Origin of the sequence: Amycolatopsis sp. FDAARGOS 1241, assembly GCF_016889705.1 — a bacterium.
Taxonomy (GTDB): domain Bacteria; phylum Actinomycetota; class Actinomycetes; order Mycobacteriales; family Pseudonocardiaceae; genus Amycolatopsis.
The window spans coordinates 4,706,391-4,725,758 of sequence record NZ_CP069526.1; the positions used below are offsets into that span (position 1 = coordinate 4,706,391).

A 19,368-nucleotide genomic window follows, 5' to 3' on the forward strand; every position below is an offset into this window, starting at 1 on the left:
AACGAGTACGCGAGAACGGGGTCGACTTCGACCCGGACTACTGCTGCCTGGCACTGCCCTCACCTCCACCCGCCACGGGCGACGGCCGGCCACCGGCGCCGAATACATGACACGGACGCCCGCCCGCGGTCGAAATAAAAGCGGCGCACCCCACACGTCGTAAGAGCTTTGGCACTGCCCGGCGTGTCCCGTCTCCCGACGGGAAGCCACTTCGGGTCAACCCCTTAGCCCGGGGAAACCTGTCCTGACCTTGGGCGTCTCTCGACGTCGTCAGATCAGTGGCCTGTGTCCGGACCTAACGAGGTGCCTGTCGAAACCTCGGTCAGCGTAGGTCCCGAACCCGATCCGGCAAACGTGACAGCGCGTACACAACGCCATTCTGTTCGAACGTCTCGGACAAACACGGCAAAGGGATGCCCCGATTCTTTTCCAATGTTCTCTTCGCGACGAATTGACGCCGTAAGGCGGACGTCTACCCGAGGGTTGTCGGTAAGTGCGGTGGCATGGTCACCGTCTCTTCGACAGCGCGGATGCATCAAGCCTCGACGTATAGAACGTTATACAGTGTTCTGGCTCGCCGCCGGCAGAGGTGGTCTTGCCCGAGCGGCACGTGCCCCCACCGCCGCATCCACGACTCCGGTCAGCATCAATCGACGTGACGCAGGGCCGGCCACAGCTGCGACCAGTCGCCGTGGGGTTGCCGGCAGAGGTAGATGTCCGGATCGCCGGCCCGGTGCCACGCGAACCAGGCGATGGTTTCGACGACGAACCGGGCCGCGGCCGGAAGGTCCGGCACCGCGCGCAGCGCACGGGAACGGATCCGCCGGCTCAGGTAGTCAGCGAGGGTGGCCAGCAGCGCCCTGCGGCGTTGCACGAAGTAGTACTGGGCCAATTCGGGCAGGTCGGGGCACACCGCTCGACCAGGGCCAGCAGCCGCCGGTCGCGTTCGACGAACCCGTACAGTTCGTCGACGAGGGCGCCGAACTCCTCGGCGACCGCCGGGGATCGCGGCCGGCGGCCTGCCGCCGCGGTCATAGGTGGGAAAACTCTCCTGATCGGTGGCCCAGCCCTCGACCAGGGCCACGATCTCCTCCGGGGTCGGCGTGGGCACCGGCGTGTCCAGAGCAGCCATCGACTCCGGCTGGATCAGGCGAAGCAAAGCCAAGTACAGCAGCGCTCCTTGCACTCGGCGTAGGTGTAGATCACACCGTGGCTGAGCCCCAGGGCGGCCGACACGTCGGACACCCCGGCGGCCTTTTTCAGCAACACCGTCGCCGCGGCTTCGGCGATCTCCCCACCGGCCGCGCGAGCACCCGTCCTCGCACTCCACCAGTTATTGAGTGACTGACTCAGTCAGTCAACACCAGGCTCGCGAATCGCGGGACGGAGTGTGACGGGAAGTCCGCGAGGTTCGTGGCGGCCCACCGCTCACTCGGACGGGTAACATTCACCGGCCGGATGCGTCGGCCGGGCGGGCACACGCAGCTGACCGATCTTGGCCCGCGGAAGGTTATTCTGGGCGCGCAGTCGTGAAGGAGTCCGCGGTGCTGAGTGACGACGAAGTGCAGGAACTGGGCAGACTTGAACGCGCCCTGCGGGCCGAGGATCCGGGTCTCGATCGCCGGCTCGCACGGATGCGGCGCGGCGGGCCTGCCTCGCTGCACGTGGTGCTCGCGCTCTCGGCCGTGGTCGCCGCCGCGGTTGCCCTCGTGGCCGTCGGCGACCTGCTCGGCGTGACCGCGTGCCTGGTCGCCGGGTTGCTGCTCACTGCGACGGTGCCCGCACTGGGAGTAGCCTGGTGGGCGCGCCGCTATTACTGCCGGTATTGCGCAGGGAAATGGCCGGCGCCTGCCGATTCGTGCCCACGGTGTGCTCGCCCCACTGCCGCTTGACCCATTCCACTGGGCCGATTTCGCTGGGCCGATTTCGCTCAGCGCGCCGATTCCGCGATGCCGGACTACCCTCCCGAGGTGTCACACATGACACCGGCGCGGAGCCGGTGAGTCGCGGAAGGAGTGGTGATGGTACACACAGAAAAAGCCGCCACGGTCGAAGCGACGGCTGCCCGCGAAGATCCGGGTGCACACATCGCCGACCCCGCCCCGCTGGGTCTTGCCGCCTTCGCGATGACGACTTTCGTGCTCAGCGTGTTCAACGCCGGACTGATCCAGAATACCGCCCTGGAAGCCGTCGTGCTTCCCTTGGCGTTGTTCTACGGTGGACTGACCCAATTCCTGGCCGGAATGTGGGAGTTCCGCAAGGGCAACACTTTCGGCGCGCTGGCGTTCAGCTCGTTCGCGGCCTTCTGGATGGCCTTCGCCGCCTACGTGAAGTTCGTCGAGCCCGCGCTCGGGGCGGGCGCGGCGACAGCGACCGGCTTGTTCCTGCTGGCGTGGACGATCTTCACGGCCTACATGACCGTGGCCGCTGCTCGGGTCAACGGCGCCGTCATGGCCGTGTTCGTCTTCCTGACACTGACCTTCCTGTTCCTGACGATCGGGGAACTGGCGGGTGCACCGACCATGGCGCAGGTGGGTGGCTGGCTCGGTCTCGTGACGGCCGTACTCGCGTGGTATGCCTCTTTTGCCGGGGTGGTCAACTTCACCTGGAAGCGGACACTGCTGCCGCTGTTCCCGCTGTCGCCGGCGACGCACCACTGAAAGACGTCACAACGCCCAAAGGGGAGCTATGCCGCATATCGCGCGGTCAGCTCCCCTTTGGCCATTCTGCTGAAGGCCGTGATCCCGGCGGAAATGACCATCGAGCACAAGGTCACCTTTTCGAAGCGCAGAGGCCGGGCACGAAAGGGAAACGGATACTGACCTCCGACGCGGTTCAGGGCACCATCCACGACAGCACAGGCGTGGACTGCAGGTAGACCAGCACGCACATCACCGCGAGGAAGAGCACGCTCCAGAGGAACACCCGGCGGAAAAGGTCACCCTCCCGCCCGGACATGCTCACCGCCGCCGCGGCGATGGCGAGGTTCTGCGGGCTGATCATCTTGCCGAGCACCCCGCCGGACGAGTTCGCGGCAGCGAGCAGGGTGGCGCTGAGTTCGGCCTTCTGCGCGGCGACCACTTGCAGCGCGCCGAACAACGAGTTCGACGACGTGTCCGAGCCGGTCACGGCGACACCGAGCCAGCCGAGAATCGGTGAAATGAGCGCGAAAATCCCGCCGGCACCCGCCATCCACGTACCGAGCGTCGTCGTCTGCCCGCTCGCGTTCATGACGTAGGCGAGCGCGAGCACGGCCATCACGGTCACGATCGCCGGAGCCAGCTGCCGATACGTGGCGAAGTAGATGCGCAGCGCGGTCGCGGGCCGGATGCGGATCACGGGGATGGTCAGCAGGCCGGCGATGATGAGCAGCGTGCCGGCCGCGGCGAGCCAGTCGAACTTGAACATCGGCAGTGTCGACACCTTCCCGCTCGCGGAGGTGATGTGCAGCCCCGGCCAGGCGAACGTGCGCGTGACACTGGCCAGCGCGTGCTGGATCGCCGGGATCTGCGCGAGACCGAACACCACGATGATGATCAGGTAGGGCGAGTAGGCGCGGAACACCTCGGCACCGCTGTCGCGACGGCCGACGCCGGTGCCACCATCGCCACCTGTGCCCGAGGAACGGTCGCGGGCCGGCCGGGGACCCTGGCGGTCGACCGTGGCCGTCGAAGTCGCCGCGCCCGCGCCGCTGCGGGTGACCTCGGGGGTACCGGCCTCGCTGAACCCCTCGACCGGCCGCCAGACCCGCAGGAACAGCACGATCGCGCCCGCGCTCAGCAGCGACGCGACGATGTCGGTGAGCGGCGCGCTCACGTAGTTGGAGATCGCGAACTGCGCCACGGCGAAAACGACCCCGCAGATCAGCGCGGCGGGCCAGGTCTGCCGGATGCCGCGGGTGCCGTCGATGATGAACACGAGCGCGAGCGGGACGACGAACCCGAGCAGCGGGGTCTGGCGCCCGACCATCGCGGACAGGTCGTGCAGCGGGAGGCCGGTGACGGTGGCCAGCGTCGTGATCGGCACCGCGAGCGCGCCGAAGGCGACGGGTGCGGTGTTGGCCACGAGCGCGACCACCGCGGCCTTCAGGGGTCGGAAGCCCAGCGCGATCAGCATGACGCTGGTGATGGCGACCGGGGTGCCGAACCCGGCCAGCGCCTCGAGCAGCGCCCCGAAGGAGAACGCGACGATCACACCCTGGATCCGCTGGTCGTCGCTGACCCGGGCGAACGAGCGGCGCAACACGTCGAAGTGTCCGGTCTCGACGGTCATGTTGTAGATCCAGATCGCGTTGATGACGATCCACAGGATGGGGAAGAACCCGAACGCGGCACCTTCGGCGGCCGAGAGGAACGCCGGGCCCGCGGGCATCGGGTAGACGAAGATCGCCACCCCGAGCGCGACCGCGAGTGAGATCAGCGCCGCGAGCCACGCCGTCATCCGGAGGATGCCGAGCAGGACGAACAACACGATCAGCGGGATGGCCGCCACGAGCGACGACCACGCGAGCGAACCCGCGACGGGATCGAGAATTTGCTGGTACATGCGTCACCTCACCGTTGAGGACGACAACCTGGGTGTGCCGGCTCAGGTCCCGGAGCGGGACCGTCCGACCGCGTCCGCCGGCAGGCCGCGGATCGAGGCGTCGAGAACCTCGACGGTGTGGGCGACCCTCAGCTGCGCACCGAGCCGCTCGGCGGAGGCGGCCAGCTGCATCAGGCAGCCCGGGTTGGCCGTCACCAGCAGGGGTGCTCCGGTGGCGAGAACGTTGCGTGCCTTGCGATCCCCGAGCTCCCCCGCGGCCTCGGGCTGAAGGATGTTGTAGATCCCCGCGGAACCGCAGCACAGTTCGGCTTCGGCGATCTCCCGCAGCTGGAGGTCCGAGATCTCACGCAAGAGCGCGCGGGGCTGCGCGCGGATGGCCTGCGCGTGCCCGAGGTGACAGGCGTCGTGGTATGCGACCATGACCGGCAGCGGGTGACGGGTGGCCACCGTTCCCCGCTCCACGAGAAATTCCGTGATGTCACGGACGTTCTCCGCGAATCCACGCGCGCGCTCGGCGTAGGCCGGATCGTCGGCGAGCAGGTCCGCGTACTCCTTCATCGCCGAACCGCACCCAGCGGCGTTGACCACGACCCGCTCGACCCCGGTGGCCTCGAAGGTGTCGATCAGCTTGCGGGCGAAGGACTGCGCCTCGTCCTCACGGCCGTTGTGGACACTCAGCGCACCGCAGCACCCCTGCCCGGCCGGCGCGATCACGTCGAAGCCTTCCGCGGTCAGCACGCGGGCGGTCGCCGCGTTGACGCCCGGGAAGAACTCCCGCTGCACGCACCCCAGGAGCAGGCCGACGGTGCCCCGCTTCGCACCCTGGGCGGGGAGGCGTTCCGGCACCTGCTCGAACGGCTCGAGTTCCGGTGCGAGCGATTCCAGCGCCGCCAGCGTCGGGAATGTCCGGCGCAGCAGGCTGCCGCGCCGCAACCAGCGGCTGAGGCCGGTGGCTTGGTAGGCCCGCAGCGGACCGCGCAGAGCGTGCAACCGCTTGGCGTACGGGAAGACGCTGAAGATCGCGCGGCGCAGCAGCCGGTCGCGGGCAGGGCGGTGGTGCCGCCGCTCCACCTGCGCACGGGTGGCTTCGATGAGCTTGTCGTACTGCACCCCGGACGGGCACGCGGTCACGCACGCCATGCACCCGAGGCAGGCGTCGAAGTGCTGCACCATCTCGGGTGTCATCGGCTCGCCGCCGAGCCCCATTTCCATCAGGTAGATCCGCCCGCGCGGCGAGTCCATCTCCTCGCCCCACAACGTGTAGGTGGGGCAGGTCGGCAGGCAGAACCCGCAGTGCACGCAGTCACCGACGAGCTCCGCCGACGGCGGGTGGTGGTCATCGAAGGCAGGTTCGGCCATCTAGATCCCTCCGGCGAAGCGACCGGGAGCGAGCCGGTGCTCGGGGTCGAACTGGTCTTTGACCCGGCGCATCAAAGTGACGCCCCGCACGGGCCCCCACGGGTCGAGCGCGGCCTTGACCGCCGGCGGAGCGTCCAGCACGACGACGTCCCCGCCCCAGACGGCCGACCGGTCGCGCAAGGCCTGGACGAGTTCGGCGACCGCAGCCGGGTCGGCGGTCCCCGGCACCGCGGCATACAGAAGACCGACGCCTGCCGAACCACGAACCGGAACCGGCAGCCCGTGCCGCCGCGCCTGCTCGTCGAGCGCGTTCAACAAGGCCGGTAATCCGGTGATCTGGTGCGTGAGGCGCAGCGCCACATCTCCTCGCTGCCACGGGGCTCGGCCCCACCACTCCGGCGCGGTTTCCTGTGCTTCCGCGCCGTTGCCGAGCAGGTCGAGGAACTTCTCGACCCGGCCGGCGACTCCCTGCGGGATGCCCTCGACGAGCACCGCGAGCGCCCCCGTCGCGCCGGCCGGGCGGTCGAGTTCGACCGCGTTCGGCACCAGCTGGGCGTGCAGCACTCGCCGCAGCCGCTCGTACGCGACGCCGACCGAGTCCACCGGTATCACGACCCAGCGGGCCACCACCGGCTGCGGGTGCAGCCGGAACACCGCCTCGGTGACCAGTCCGAGTGTCCCCCAGGAACCGGCGAACAGCTTGCCCAGGTCGTAGCCCGCGACGTTCTTCACGACCTTTCCGCCGGCCTTCGCCACCACGCCGTCGGCCCGGACGACCGTGATGCCGATGAGCAGGTCGCGCACCGCGCCGTGGGAGAACCGCAGCGGCCCCGACGCGGCGGTCGCGATGAGCCCGCCCACCGTTCCGGCACCGGCCGCACCGGGCGGCAGGACCGGATCGACCGCGAGCCGCTGCCCTGCGGGGGCGAGGCGCTCCTGCAGCGCCGCGAGGCGGAGGCCGGCGTCCACGTGGACGACGAGATCCCCGGCGCTGTGCTCGACGACGCGGTCCATGCGGCCGGTGTCCACGACCAGGTCCGCCTTCGCGGGCCGCTGCCCCCAGCCGAGTTTCGTCCCCGAGCCGCGGACGACGACGGCCAGGCGGCTGCCGGCGGCGATCCGCATGACGTCCGCCGCTTCCGCGGTGCTGCCGGGCGCCGCGACGAACGCCGGCGCGATGCCGTCGACCTCGTCCCCCGCTTCCGCGGGCCGGGCGTGTTTTGCGGTCGCCGCGCAGAGCGCGTCGAGCACCTCCGCCTCGGTCCGGGTCATCAGAAGACCTCGGCGATTCCGGCTTCCTGCAAGGGATGCGCGCCCTTGTGCCGGCCCGGCACCTCACCGCAGAGGCGCGGGGTCGGGAACACCTTGCCGGGATTGGCGAGTCCGCCCGGGTCGAAGGCACAGCGCACCAGCTGCATGGTGTCGAGGTCCTCCTCGGTGAACATCCGCGGCATGAACTTCGCCTTGTCCGATCCGACGCCGTGCTCTCCGGTGATCGAGCCACCGTGCTCGATGCAGAGGTCCAGGATCGCCCCCGAGACCTCCTCCGCGCGCTCGGCTTCGCCGGGCACCCCGTCGTCGAAGAGCACGAGCGGGTGCAGGTTGCCGTCTCCGGCGTGGAAGACGTTGGCGACCCGGACACCGCTGGTGCGCGACAGCTCGGCCATCCGGCTCAGCACCTCGGGCAACGCGGTGCGCGGGATGACGCCGTCCTGGACGATGTAGTCGGGGCTGATCCGCCCGACGGCGGCGAACGCCGACTTGCGCCCTTTCCAGAACAGCGCGCGCTCCACGTCGTCCTTCGCGATGCGGATTTCGAAGGCCCGGTGTGCGCCGCAGTGCCGCTCGACCTCTTCGAATTGCCGCTCGACCTCGTCGGCCGGTCCGTCCAGCTCCACGATCAGCACCGCACCCGCACCACCGGGGTAGTCGCAGTGCACGGCGGCTTCGGCCGCCTCGATCGCCAGCGCGTCCATCATCTCGATGGCCGCGGGCACGACTCCGGCACCGATGATCTCCGAAACCGCCGCGCCGGCGTCGTCGGTGCCCGGGAACGCCGCGAGCAGCGTGCGGACCGCTTCCGGCAGCCGGGTGAGGCGCACCGTCACCTCGGTGGCAACGCCGAGCGTCCCTTCCGAACCCACGATGGCCCCGAGCAGGTCGTACCCGGTCGGATCCGGCGCCTTGCCGCCGAGTCGCACGGCCTCGCCGTCGGTGGTCACGAAGGTGATCCCGGTGACGTGGTTGGTGGTGAACCCGTACTTCAGGCAGTGCGCACCTCCCGAGTTCTCCGCGACGTTGCCACCGATCGAGCACACCTGTTGGCTCGAGGGATCCGGCGCGTAGTAGTACCCCTCGGGGTTCGCGGCCCGGGAGACGTCCAGGTTGATCACCCCTGGCTCGACGACCGCGCGCTGGTTCTCCCGGTCGATCTCGATGATGTGGCGCATCCGCGAGGTGACGATGAGGACCCCGTCGGCGCGCGGCAGCGCACCACCGGAAAGGCCCGTGCCGGACCCGCGCGCGACGAACGGCACGCCGGCCTCCGCGCAGGCGCGCACCGTCTCCACGACGGCGGCCGTATCTTGAACGAGCACGGCCAGCGCGGGCATGACCTTGTAGTGCGCGAGGCCGTCACATTCGTAGGTACGCAGGCGCTGGTGATCGTCGATGACCGAATCGGGACCCAGCGCCGCCCGCAGGCGCTCGGCCAGCGCCGCGATCCCTGGTCGCACGTCTTGTGGCTCGTAGGTCGTCATGCGCGCCCTCCCAGCCCGCTTGACTGCGAATACGGACGGCTTTCCGCGCTACGGAAAGTACACTCTGCCTTCCGGAACCGTAAGACCCTCCGGAAGGCAAGTCAACTCGGGACGCCACCGACCCGTTCCCGCGCGAGCCCCGCCGCGCCGGCGTCTGCCTGGCGGTGGTGGTTGCCCGCGGCCGGCGAGCAGCATCACCCGGCGGCCTGGCGCCGACGGAAACCGGCTGGTGGGCAGGCGTGCGCTACCCGATGACGCGCCGGATGCCGGGGCGGGCGGTGATCACGACCGAGCCGCCGCAGCTCCAGCACTCGACGGCTGCCCCCGGTGGCGTCCGCCCGGCGACCTCGCACCTGGCGCATTCCCATGCGGTGAGGACGACGTACTCCATCGAACCGTCGTCGTCGGACTTGGCTTCCACGAGGCTCCACCGGTTTCTTGATCAGCATTGGTTCGACGCCCGCAACGGCAGCCAATGCAAGTTGACGAAAGATAACGAACCGATATACCTTACGTCAAGCCGGAACGTGGTTTTTCGTTGCCCTTGACATTCCCGCGCGACCTGCGAATACGCTGCGAACAGCGCGATCCCGTTCGAGTCGCTGCGTGGGGTTTGTGCCGCCCTGGTCTCGGGAGTGGCCGAACGTCCGGGCGAACCGGCCCAGACCGTCACGGAAAGTAGCCCGCAAGCAGGGCGATGTCGCGGCGCCACCGGCCGCGGAGTCGGGCGTGAGCGCGCGTGGCCGGAGCCGTCGAGGCTTGTCACCCGGGGCGGGATACAGGTCGCGCGACTACGACAAAGGCATTGTGCAGAATTTCAGATTTCTCGACGAACTCGGGTTTTGCGTAATCGAGGCGTCGGTTTTTCCACCGGCCGCCGCCGATCTGACCAGGAGCTTCATCGGTTGCCGACCCGAGAACGGCGGGCGAACCTGATGAACGGCCGGCAACCAGAGGAGAGTTCGCATGCCAGAAATCGTGTTCAGCGTCGACCAAACGAAATCCATGCGCGATCAGGCGGTGCCGGGCCACAACCGGTGGCACCCGGACGTGCCGGTCGCCGCCATGGTCCGTCCCGGGCAGGAGTTCCGCGTGGAGTGCCGGGAATGGACCGACGCGCAGCTCGGCAACAACGATTCGGCCAACGACGTACGCGACGTCGACCTGAACCGCTGCCACATGCTCAGCGGGCCCATCGGCGTCGAGGGTGCCCAGCCCGGTGACCTGCTCGTCGTGGACATCCTCGACCTCGGCCCGGTTCCTCAGGAGGTCGGCGACGCGCCGGGGCAGGGCTGGGGCTACACCGGGGTGTTCGCGAAGGCCAACGGCGGCGGATTCCTGACCGACTACTTCCCCGACGCTTACAAGGCGATCTGGGACTTCCACGGTCAGCAGGCCACCTCGAGGCACCTGCCGGGCATCCGCTACACCGGCATCACCCACCCCGGCCTGTTCGGCACCGCGCCTTCCGCCGAACTGCTCCAGCGGTGGAACCGCAGGGAGCAGGCGCTGGTGGACCGCGAGCCCGACCGCGTACCGCCGCTGGGCCTGCCGCCGTTGCTCGAAGGGACACTCGCCGGAACGGCCGACGGGTCGACCGCCGACCGGATCGCCCGCGAGGGCGCCCGTACGGTGCCGGCGAGGGAGAACGGCGGGAACCACGACATCAAGAACTTCACCCGGGGGTCGCGGGTCTTCTACCCCGTGTACGTGGACGACGCCAAGTTCTCCGGCGGCGACCTGCACTTCAGCCAGGGCGACGGCGAAATCACCTTCTGCGGCGCCATCGAGATGGGCGGATTCATCGACTTCCACGTCGACCTCATCAAAGGCGGCATGGAGAAGTACGGCATCACCACGAATCCGGTGTTCATGCCGGGAAACGTCGAACCCCGGTATTCCGAGTTCCTGTCCTTCGTCGGCGTCTCGGTGGACCGCGAGACCGACGAGAACCTTTACCTCGACGCGACCGTGGCCTACCGCAACGCCGCCCTCAACGCGGTGGAGTACTTCAAGAAGTGGGGCTTCACGGGCGAGCAGGCCTACCTGCTGCTCGGGTCTGCGCCCATCGAAGGCCGCATCAGCGGCATCGTGGACATCCCCAATGCGTGTTGCACACTCTACGTACCCACGGAGATCTTCGACTTCGACGTGCGCCCCACGAGTGAAGGGCCGGTGAGTGCCGATCGCGGCCAGTGCGCGGTCACGTCCTGACCGTCACAGCGACGCCGACCTTTCTTCGGTTGTCAACGGAGAGCGGGGAAACGCCCGGCTGGCAGTCCAAGTCGGGCGTTTCCCTGGTGCTGCGCTGCACGGGCCCGCGGGGCTCGACGAACGTCACCGGTCGCGCGGAACCGGTTCGGACGCTGTTCGCACTCGCGGGACGCATCCACCGCGACGTCGGCAATCACCGTCCGGTTCCGCATTGCCGGGTGGGTCGCCGCGGTACGGTGCCCGGGCACGTTCCGTCACCTGACGGAACCCAGAGTAAGGGAACGTGACTGCTCGGCGTCGTGCTGCGGTCATGACCGCGCCGCTCCGCGATGCGCAGATGATGTGGCACAGTCGCATCCCGGTGCGTACCGACACCGATTTCCCGGATATCCCTGACCTGCCGGTATTCGCAATGGGCGAGGAGAAGCAGCGACACGTCGAGCCGTCGGCGGCCCCGGCATGAGGGCCTTGGTTGGTTGCCGGGATTGTGGTCCCCCCTGCGGGTCTGCTTGGTGGGTCCGGGCTGGAAAGCCGGGCCGCATGCTGTCCCAGCCGCCGGGTCCGGCACGGAACGGGGCGCCGCTGCCGTTCATCCAGGTCGACCGGCCCGTCGACCCTGACCATTCGACGCGGACCCGTGCAGCCCGCTCGCCAGGGACCGAGCCGCCGCCGTCGTGGCCGACCCACCCGACGACATCCGCGCGAAGATACGAAACAGCCCACCTGACTTCGGCTACTCGTGGACCGACCACGGCGGTGCGCTCGTCTCGGCATCGAAGCCGATCGACAGCCCGAAGACCCTCGCCGAACTGTCGGTAGAGAATGGCGAACTCGACCCGTGGACCGAGACGCCGATCGCCGGCCTCCCCGCAGTCATCTACCACGTCTTCCTGTTCACCGACGAGTGCTCCGGCTCCGCCCAGGTCACCGACGATCAGATGCCCGCCTTCGAACTGTGCGGGTGGCGGTGGGCTGGTGGTGCGGGACGCTGGCCAGGTCTAGCCGGCCTGTCTCGCCGTGGCGCCGGGAGCGGTTGACTCCTTTGCTGGCGCATTGGCGGGAGATGCCCATCTCACCAGCGACATGGGCGAGCGGGCGGGTCTGGCAACGCGCAACGAGAGCGGCCCTCGACAGACAGCGGGCATTGTGGTGCATGGCTCGACGGACGAGAGGCTCGCACTTCTTCGTCCTGCCGCCGAAAGACCCGCCCCATGCTCAGGCCCCGCCAGCCGACACCAATGTCCTGACCCGCAACGGCTAAGAGTTGCCGGCTGCGGGCGCCGGAGGCGGGAAGCGGGTAAGGCGCACGCCGGGGATGAGGTGCGTGCCGGCTGCGTCGAGGGCGACCCACACCGAGCGGGGTCGCAGGCCCGGCTCCATGTCCAGCACGGTGCCGCGATCACCCGCGTACTGGCCACTGACGACCTCCACCGAGCTTCCGGTGGGGAAGTGCCGGTGATCGTCGTCCCGCCCGGCGGTCTCGGACGGCTTGTCCATGAGCGAATGCCCGATCAGGGGGCGAACGGCGGTGGTGCCAGCGCTTCGGAGACCGCGCGCGCGACCCGGGTGGTCAGATCGGGGTCGGCGAGATCCGGCAACATCCGGTCGACGGGCGTCAGGCTCGCGAGTGCGTGGGCGGTGGCGCGATGCACGCCGAACCGCTCGATCGCCGCGCCGTCGGCCTCGCTGACCGGCGCCGTTCCGAGCGCACGCACCAATCCCGGGAGTGCCAGCAGGTGCGCGACCGGATCGCCCGCAGCCAGGACTTCGGAGATCACGTCGACGCCGGCGTCGAGGTCGAGGTCGGCTGCGGCGCCGGCGAGGTCGATCACCGCGTCGACGTCCCGGGCGATGACCGACAGCGGAAACGCTCGCGCGTCCTCGGTGCGCCACGAAGAGATGTCGCCGACGCCGCACGCCATGAGCAATGGCAACAGCACCGGCACCGCCGGACTGCCGGTGACCACAACCCTGGCGTTGAAGGGCGCGACGGCACGACGACGCAGCGAGACGAGTGTCATCGCGACGAGTGCGATGGCACGGGTGTCCTGCTCGGTGATGATCCGGCTGCAGCCTTCCCGCGCCAGATCACGTTGCACGGCACGGGCGCGCCCCGGCTCCGTCCGGGCGAGGAAGATCGTGCTTATTCCGGCGGGCAGTGCGCGGATGGCCGCGGCGAGGTCCTCCTCGTCGCGTGCGGCGACGGCAACGGCCTGGGGGTTCAGCGCTGTGTGTGCACGCAACAGCCCCGCATCGGATTCGAGCTCGGCCAGCACCGCGCCGGCCTCGTGTGCCCGCATCCAGCCCGAGGCGCTGCCGTCACCGACGATCGCCAGCCCGGACGCGGTCGCCACCGTGCCACTCGTCATTCGCTGAGTGCTGCTCGGTCGTCGGCCGGCGCAGCCAGTACGTCGGGCCGCACCAACCCGGCGGTGTCGACGTCGTGCTCACCGGCGAGGTGCAACAGGTCCGCGAGCCGGCCGCGGTGGAGATCCGCCTCGTCCGGCTGCCCAGCTTCCGCCGCGGCGATCGACGCATCCTGCGCCGCGACGATCCCGCGCCGCAGCTCGCCGACGAACTGACTCTCCACCGTCGTTCCCGTCCTGCCCAGCTCTTCAAACACATAATGTTGTCAATTTCGTATTTTTGCAACTCTTCGGCAGTGTGACGCCTACCAAATCCGGCACGGCCAACGGTCGGCACGGGATCCGGCGAGGAGCGCCGCGGTGATGCGATTGACCAGGGAACGGGCCGCAGGGTGGTCCAGATGCCAATCAGGCGCGGCCTCGGCTGCGAGCACGTTCGCAACGGTGCCGTAAACCTCCGAACCGCAGGTCAGCTGACCGCTCCGGGCCGCGGCCGACAACACCCCGGCTGCGGCGTACGGGGCGGCGTGGGCATCGCCGCGCGTGATGACCACAGGACCGGTCGCCGCCCGCGGGGCGACACCGCCGAGCACATCGATGATCACGTCCGCGTGGGCTGCGGAACCGGGCGCTGAGCCGGCCGCGTTCCACAGCACCAGATCACCCACACCCGAGGCGACGAGCAGCCCCGCCAGGGCCGGCAGCTGCCGGGAGCCGACCGCGAGCACCTTGTTGTCACGCGCGACTCCACCACGGCCGGCGAGGGCTGCTTGCGCGGCCGCGGCGAGGGCGATGGCCATGGCGTCGTGGTCGGTCACGACGCAGCCGCCACCCCATCGCCGTGACCGGCGCTGGATGTCCTCGGACCGGGCTGGTTCGGCGTGCGTGAGAAAGACACACCGGTAGTCGCGCGCTACAGCCTGCACCCGGGTCGCGAGCTCGTCGCCGCCGTCTTCCCCGACCGGGCACACGTCGACCTGAAGCCCGGTGAGGTAGCGGAGCAGGTTGGCGTAGCCCGTGAGCACGAGCGCGAGCGTGGCAGTGCCGTCGACCACGGTGAGGGCGGAGCCGTCCGAGACGACGGCGATCGCCCGCTTCGCGTCGCCACGACCGGCACGCCTCCCCGGGAAATTCACGGCCTCATGTTGTGCATGGTTGAAGAATTTTGCAACTTCTACACACCTTAAGTGCGGCACGCCTGCGAGGTCGAGACCGCTGTCGGCGTCGAAGCGGTTCGAGCTGGTGATGGCGCAAGGTTCGCTGAGCCGTGCCCGCTCACGTCGGCAGCGCGACATCGACGAGGTTGGCGGCGCGCACCCACTCGGACTCGCGGTCGCCAGCTGTCGCTTCCGCTTGCACCGGCATGCACTCCGGCTCGGTGTACGCATCGAAAACGGACGAGCCGGCGACCACGCCGCGCCGGCACAAGCGACCTGCGGCGTCCCCGCGCCGCCCGCCCGGCCGCTACTGCCCTGGTCCCCCGCAAACGACTTCGCATCGGCGACCACCACTACCGCCCCGGCTCCTGCTCGAGACTGCTCACGCCAGGTCAAGCCCCCAACCCCGGCGCCATGACGCCGAGGGCGCGCCGCCCGCAGCGCAAACCCTCGGCCGGGGTAACCCCGCGGGGACAGCAACCGGCGTGCGGCGCAGGCCGCCACCGCCGGGCGCGACCCGGCGAAGCTCCCCACTCGAGTCACACTTTTGCTAGGATTAGAAAATTCGCAACAGTGCAACTGCTGTGCCGGGTGCCAAGATGGTGTGGACGGGGAGGACGATCGACGGCATGACCACGACGGCGGCGTCGCGTGGGCAGCGGCGAGCGCGTGAGGAGCGAACCGGGTGAGCAGGCCCCTGTACCAGTTGAAAGCCGAGTTCTTCAAGACACTGGGGCACCCGGCGCGGATCCGAGTCCTGGAATTGCTCAGTCAGCGCGAGCACGCCGTCGCCGAGATGCTGCCGGAAGTCGGAGTCGAGCCCGCGAACCTCTCCCAGCAACTGGCGGTACTTCGCCGGGCCGGCCTCGTGACCACCCGTAAAGAAGGCTCCACCGTTTTCTACTCGCTGACGAGCCCTTACGTCGCCGAGCTGCTGGCAGTGGCCCGCCGGATCCTGACCGGCGTCCTGTCGGGACAGATCGAGCTCCTGGAGGATCTGCGCACACCGGCCGCCGATCGTTGACGCCTGGACCGTCGCCGTTCCCACGGGGAAGCACGGCCTGCACTGTGCGAGCAGGATGACGTCACCGCCGGTTCGGCCATGCTGGTCATCGCGGCACCCGTTCGCGCAGGATGGCTTCGGCGCCGCGGGCGAGCTCGAGTTCTTCCCGGGTCCGCACGATCAGCACGGGTGCCGCCGAGCCCGGCGCGCTGATGACCCGGTCGGCGTCGGTGCGCTCCAACGGGGCCACGCGCAGGCCCAGTACGCCGAGACCGGCGGTGACAGCGGCAACCACCTCCGGCTGGTACTCGGCCACTCCGCCGGTGAACACGAGGGCATCGAGCCGATCGAGGTTCGTCGCCAGGGCGCCGATCTCCCGCCGCAGCCGGTGCACGTAGACCTCGACGGCCAGTTTCGCGTCCGGATCGCCGGCCGCGGCCGCGACCAGCGCCGAACCCAGATCACCGCTACCGCCGCACATGCCCGCGATCCCGGACCGCTGGTAGAGCGCCTCGCTCATCTCCTCCGGCCCCATCGGCGCCGTCTTCATCACGTGCAGCAGCAGCCCCGGGTCGATCGAGCCCGATCGGGTGGCCATCGCAGGCCCCTCCAGCGGCGTGAACCCCATCGACGTGTCAGCGCTCGCGCCGTCACGCACGGCAGTGACCGACACGCCCGCGCCGACATGCGCACACACCAGCTGCAGATCCGTTGCCACCTTTCCCAGCAGGACCGCGGCGCGGCGCACCACGTAACCGCACGACAAGCCGTGGAACCCGTAACGGCGCAACCGGCCCTGCCGCGTCCACGCACGCGGCAGCGGGTAATGCGCGGCGGCAGCGGGCAGGCCCGAGTGGAACGCGGTGTCAAAGCACGCCACCACCGGCACACCGGGCAACAGAGCCCGCACCGCGCGGGCCACCGACAACGACGCGGGCTGGTGCAGCGGCGCGAGCGGCACGAGCCGCTCCAGGTTCGCCAGCAGGTCGTCGGTCACCAGCGCCGGCGCCTTCTGCGAGCCGCCGTGGACGAAACGAACCGCGACCGCGTCCGGGCGCGCCCAGCGGTGCACCGCATCCAAGACCAGCCGCGGTTCGGTCAGCTGCCACGCCGTCCAACCCACGGCGATGCCGTCTTCGACCAAGGCGGCTTTCAGGTTCGACGAACCAGGATTAAGGGTCAGGACTCGCACGGTCACTCCTCAGTCCGATCAGCCGGGTAGACGGGCAAACGGATCAGTGCTGTCACTTGCTCCAAGTGCACGCGAACGTCGTCGACGGCCACGCGCCTCGCGACGCGGTGCGCTTTCCGTCCTCAGCAGACTCTTCGATCCGCGCCTGATCGTCCGGCCAGGCGGCGACGTTTGGCGGCCGGGAACCGGGCGGCAGTCCCGGCATGCTCACTCCTCTCCCCCGCTTTCGATCCGGAAGCCAGGAAACGCCGTCGCGTGGATCGGCCGACGCGGCCGGACTGCCCGAAGGCGAAGGTCTAAGGTCCCGCGTCACACCACGCGGACAACCGGACGTACCCAGCCATCGAGCACCTCGGCTTTGGCCTTGAAACCGGTTTCATCCCGCGCTCGGTAGCGCGCCGGCCGTCACTGTCCGATGGACGGGAAACCGCACAACCCCCGGGACAGGGCAGGAAGTCCCTTTGCGGCGGTGACGAAATCAACCCCGAGACGCGCCCTCCGCTCCTAGTGCCGCCGGTGCACCGCCATCGATCCTGGAGCTCCACGCGCACCCTGAGGAGGATCGATGACGCAACAGCAAGCACGGGCGCAAGACCTGCTCGGCGACCGGTTCGCCCCGCACCCGCACTTCTCGCTCGTGCGCCACACGATCGTCGACGCGCCGGTCAAGGACACCTACGCCGCGGCCCGGGACCTCGACCTCACCGACATCCACAGTGGACTGCTGACCGCGGCAGAGCGGCTGCGCGAACTGCCCCAGCGCTGGCGCGGCACCCGGCACGGCCCGCCGCGGCAGCCGACCCGCCTGACGGTGGACGACCTCGACAGCGGATCGGACTGGACGCTGCTCGGCGAGCACCCCGGCACCGAGTTCGCGGTCGGCGTCGCCGGGAAGTTCTGGCGGCCCGTCATCACCCTGCGGCGGGTCGAACCGGAGGACTTCGAGAAATTCAGCGAACCCGGTTACGGCAAGCTGGTCATCACCTTCGGCGTCCGTCCCTACGGGGTCCACCGCAGTCTGCTGACGATCGACTCCCGCGTGCAGCTCACCGATCCGCAGAGCTGGCTGAAGTTCCGCCGGTACTGGCGCGTCGCCTACCCGTTCGCCCGAATGGCCCAGACCACCCTGGTGCGCACCATCGACCGGGAGGCACGCGAGCGGTCGCTGGCCACCTACAGCCGCGACGACTGAGCCGTCGGTTCGGGCCGGTCTCCGCCACGATTCCGGCGGGCGAACCGGCTCAGCGGTCGCCGTGGCTTCGGCCTCCGCGACGGGCGGGGCGGCTGCCCGTACCGAGACCCACGCAGGCTTCCGCGCGAGCGCCGGACGACTCAGGAGCGCGACCGCTTCGCAAGCTCGGAGTACCACTCCCGCTGCCACCGCCCGGCGCGGTACCGGTTGAGGGCTAACGCGGCGCCGCCGTAAACCAGCGCGAGCGCCAGGCACGTGACGAAGTACAACCCGATCGCCGCACAGACCGCGTTGACCACCGCAGCGACGGCGGACAGGGGCGCGGCGACGGGGGCGCCCGAGCGGTCCAGCCAGATCGGGACCTGATCGCCGCGCCGGCTGCCGGCGGGGGCGTCCACGAGTCCGAAGTGGCGCTCACCGCCGGGGCCGGACCACATCGCGTCGGCAGGCGCCGGAGGGCGGGCCTCGCCGCTGCGGCCCGCGACGGAGTCCGGCGGGCCGTCGGCGAGCAACGTCGCCGTCGCCGGCCGGCGTTCGCCGAGCTCGCGCGCTGACTGCTGCTTCTGTGCGACGGAGAAGGCGGAGCCGGCCGTCGCCAAGGCCGGGACCGCCGCGAGCGTCAGCAGGACCACCAGGAGCAGCAGGCCCGCCTGCACCCGGTCCGACGTCCGCGCCACCGAGCCACGGCCGGGCACCAGCAGGTGCCGCCACCGCGGCCGGCGGTTCGCCGGCGGGTTCACGTCTCGCACCTCCCCTTTGCCCGGGCGTGCTCCCTCCAGCTTGGGCCGCGGTCCGGGCCGGTCGAAGAGCCGTTGTACCCGGCGCGACGGGCCGCCGGTCCTCACGGCCGAGGCCGGAGGCGGCTCATCCGAGGACCGAAGCCCCTTGGCGGGCCGGCGCCGCGGCCGTCAAGGTCGAACCGGGCGCTCACGAACGGAGAACCACCATGGAGACGCGTGACATCATGTCCACGCCGGTGCTCGCGGTGACGCCGTCCGCGTCGCTCGCGGAGGCCGCGCGCGAGATGCTCTGCCGCGGGTTCACCAGCCTCCCCGTGGTCGACGCCGGTGGCAGGCTCGTCGGTGTCGTGGACGAAGCCGACCTCGTGCGGGCCGGTTTCCCGGACCCGGCCCGGGAGCTCGGTAACGCCGACCGCCGTGCCACGCCGGCGGCCGGCTCCGACACTGTCGAAGCCGTCATGCACACCCCCGGCGTGGCCGTGCCCGCCGACCTCGATCCGGCCGAGCTCGCCCGTCGCATGACGGACGCGGGTGTACGCGCGCTGCCCGTCGTGGAGCACGAGCTGCTGGTCGGAGTGGTGACGTTCCAGGACGTACTGCGCGTCCTGCCCGCCGCCGGGCAACCCTGAGCCCGCCGATCGGCGGGCCGGGACGGCAGCGTGCTCGGGCGACGCAGGGGAGCACCATCGCCCCGCACGTCCGGCGGCGCCCCGAACGCGACGCCAAGACCCTTGGCCGGGCGCCGCCGTGGCCGGTCCACTTCGGACATGGAACTCACCCGATGGCGTGGCAGCGCAGCAGTGTTCCCGCTTCCGAAGCGCACCGACCGAGCCCCTCGCGG

At 69.9% G+C, this 19,368-nt stretch carries 21 protein-coding genes, 1 pseudogene and 1 riboswitch; of the genes and pseudogenes, 8 read left to right on the forward strand and 14 right to left on the reverse strand.

The genetic code is table 11. The features are described 5' to 3' along the window. Positions 1-142 precede the first annotated feature (142 nt). Positions 143-310: riboswitch (M-box (ykoK) riboswitch) on the reverse strand. 336 nt (positions 311-646) lie between these two features. Both I6J71_RS23225 and I6J71_RS49870 read right to left on the reverse strand, forming a co-directional pair. Beyond that, a complete protein-coding gene (locus I6J71_RS23225; RefSeq protein WP_204096619.1) occupies positions 647-913 on the reverse strand; it encodes a hypothetical protein in 267 nt (88 codons plus the stop codon). Positions 914-1,146: 233 nt separating this feature from the next. Beyond that, the gene (locus I6J71_RS49870; RefSeq protein ID WP_255570903.1) at positions 1,147-1,269 is read right to left on the reverse strand and encodes a hypothetical protein; all 123 of its coding nucleotides are present in this window, start codon (positions 1,267-1,269) and stop codon (positions 1,147-1,149) included. 275 nt (positions 1,270-1,544) lie between these two features. Here I6J71_RS49870 and I6J71_RS23230 point away from each other — a divergent pair, with 275 nt between their 5' ends. Beyond that, positions 1,545-1,892, forward strand: a complete 348-nt coding sequence (locus I6J71_RS23230) for a DUF3040 domain-containing protein (protein WP_204096620.1) — start codon at positions 1,545-1,547, stop codon at positions 1,890-1,892. Between the two features lie 129 nt (positions 1,893-2,021). Beyond that, on the forward strand, positions 2,022-2,660 hold the full coding sequence (locus I6J71_RS23235; RefSeq protein WP_204096621.1) for an acetate uptake transporter: 639 nt from the start codon (positions 2,022-2,024) through the stop codon (positions 2,658-2,660). A gap of 175 nt (positions 2,661-2,835) precedes the next feature. Here the strand turns inward: I6J71_RS23235 and I6J71_RS23240 are convergent, their stop codons facing one another. The 5 genes from I6J71_RS23240 to I6J71_RS23260 form a co-directional block, all read right to left on the reverse strand. After that, entirely contained in the window at positions 2,836-4,545 is a 1,710-nt protein-coding gene (locus I6J71_RS23240; protein ID WP_204096622.1) for an L-lactate permease, read from the reverse strand. Between the two features lie 42 nt (positions 4,546-4,587). Continuing rightward, entirely contained in the window at positions 4,588-5,904 is a 1,317-nt protein-coding gene (locus I6J71_RS23245) for a (Fe-S)-binding protein (RefSeq protein WP_204096623.1), read from the reverse strand. After that, entirely contained in the window at positions 5,905-7,176 is a 1,272-nt protein-coding gene (locus tag I6J71_RS23250; protein WP_204096624.1) for an FAD-binding oxidoreductase, read from the reverse strand. Then, positions 7,176-8,663, reverse strand: a complete 1,488-nt coding sequence (locus tag I6J71_RS23255) for an FAD-linked oxidase C-terminal domain-containing protein (RefSeq protein ID WP_204096625.1) — start codon at positions 8,661-8,663, stop codon at positions 7,176-7,178. The genes I6J71_RS23250 and I6J71_RS23255 overlap by 1 nt, the downstream gene beginning before the upstream one ends. A 244-nt stretch (positions 8,664-8,907) precedes the next feature. Further along, complete coding sequence (locus I6J71_RS23260) at positions 8,908-9,084, reverse strand: hypothetical protein (RefSeq protein ID WP_204096626.1); 177 nt, start codon at positions 9,082-9,084, stop codon at positions 8,908-8,910. 545 nt (positions 9,085-9,629) lie between these two features. On the opposite strand from I6J71_RS23260, the gene fmdA reads away from it, so the two are divergent. The 3 genes from fmdA to I6J71_RS23275 all read left to right on the forward strand — a co-directional run bounded on the left by fmdA (position 9,630) and on the right by I6J71_RS23275 (position 11,914). Further along, on the forward strand, positions 9,630-10,877 hold the full coding sequence (gene fmdA / locus I6J71_RS23265; RefSeq protein ID WP_204096627.1) for a formamidase: 1,248 nt from the start codon (positions 9,630-9,632) through the stop codon (positions 10,875-10,877). Between the two features lie 310 nt (positions 10,878-11,187). After that, positions 11,188-11,340 (forward strand): hypothetical protein, encoded by a 153-nt coding sequence (locus I6J71_RS23270; protein ID WP_204096628.1) that lies wholly within the window; start codon positions 11,188-11,190, stop codon positions 11,338-11,340. A gap of 211 nt (positions 11,341-11,551) precedes the next feature. After that, the gene (locus I6J71_RS23275) at positions 11,552-11,914 is read left to right on the forward strand and encodes a hypothetical protein (RefSeq protein ID WP_204097642.1); all 363 of its coding nucleotides are present in this window, start codon (positions 11,552-11,554) and stop codon (positions 11,912-11,914) included. On the opposite strand, the pseudogene I6J71_RS23280 reads toward I6J71_RS23275, so the two are convergent. The 5 genes and pseudogenes from I6J71_RS23280 to I6J71_RS23300 form a co-directional block, all read right to left on the reverse strand. Next, positions 11,805-12,032: pseudogene (locus tag I6J71_RS23280) on the reverse strand (leucine zipper domain-containing protein); the annotation flags it as partial. The gene I6J71_RS23275 and the pseudogene I6J71_RS23280 sit on opposite strands and share 110 nt — an antisense overlap. 102 nt (positions 12,033-12,134) lie before the next feature. Further along, positions 12,135-12,374, reverse strand: a complete 240-nt coding sequence (locus I6J71_RS23285; RefSeq protein WP_204096629.1) for a hypothetical protein — start codon at positions 12,372-12,374, stop codon at positions 12,135-12,137. Positions 12,375-12,388: 14 nt separating this feature from the next. Further along, on the reverse strand, positions 12,389-13,246 hold the full coding sequence (locus I6J71_RS23290; protein ID WP_204096630.1) for a hypothetical protein: 858 nt from the start codon (positions 13,244-13,246) through the stop codon (positions 12,389-12,391). Beyond that, positions 13,243-13,467 (reverse strand): hypothetical protein, encoded by a 225-nt coding sequence (locus I6J71_RS23295; RefSeq protein ID WP_204096631.1) that lies wholly within the window; start codon positions 13,465-13,467, stop codon positions 13,243-13,245. The genes I6J71_RS23290 and I6J71_RS23295 overlap by 4 nt, the downstream gene beginning before the upstream one ends. 81 nt (positions 13,468-13,548) lie before the next feature. Then, positions 13,549-14,538 carry a hypothetical protein gene (locus I6J71_RS23300; protein ID WP_204096632.1) on the reverse strand — a complete coding sequence of 330 codons (990 nt, stop codon included), beginning with the start codon at positions 14,536-14,538 and terminating at the stop codon, positions 13,549-13,551. A gap of 547 nt (positions 14,539-15,085) precedes the next feature. Here I6J71_RS23300 and I6J71_RS23305 point away from each other — a divergent pair. Beyond that, a complete protein-coding gene (locus I6J71_RS23305; protein WP_204096633.1) occupies positions 15,086-15,424 on the forward strand; it encodes a helix-turn-helix transcriptional regulator in 339 nt (112 codons plus the stop codon). An 85-nt stretch (positions 15,425-15,509) separates the two neighbouring features. On the opposite strand, the gene I6J71_RS23310 is transcribed toward I6J71_RS23305, so the two are convergent. Further along, a complete protein-coding gene (locus tag I6J71_RS23310) occupies positions 15,510-16,595 on the reverse strand; it encodes an acetate/propionate family kinase (RefSeq protein WP_204089243.1) in 1,086 nt (361 codons plus the stop codon). Between the two features lie 565 nt (positions 16,596-17,160). On the opposite strand from I6J71_RS23310, the gene I6J71_RS23315 reads away from it, so the two are divergent. Continuing rightward, positions 17,161-17,787: a hypothetical protein gene (locus I6J71_RS23315; RefSeq protein WP_204096634.1), complete on the forward strand. Its 627-nt coding sequence runs from the start codon at positions 17,161-17,163 to the stop codon at positions 17,785-17,787. A 140-nt stretch (positions 17,788-17,927) separates the two neighbouring features. On the opposite strand, the gene I6J71_RS23320 is transcribed toward I6J71_RS23315, so the two are convergent. Next, entirely contained in the window at positions 17,928-18,527 is a 600-nt protein-coding gene (locus tag I6J71_RS23320) for a hypothetical protein (RefSeq protein ID WP_204096635.1), read from the reverse strand. Positions 18,528-18,733: 206 nt separating this feature from the next. Between I6J71_RS23320 and I6J71_RS23325 the strand changes: the two genes are divergently transcribed. Continuing rightward, positions 18,734-19,156 carry an HPP family protein gene (locus I6J71_RS23325; RefSeq protein ID WP_204096636.1) on the forward strand — a complete coding sequence of 141 codons (423 nt, stop codon included), beginning with the start codon at positions 18,734-18,736 and terminating at the stop codon, positions 19,154-19,156. The last annotated feature ends 212 nt before the right edge of the window (positions 19,157-19,368 follow it).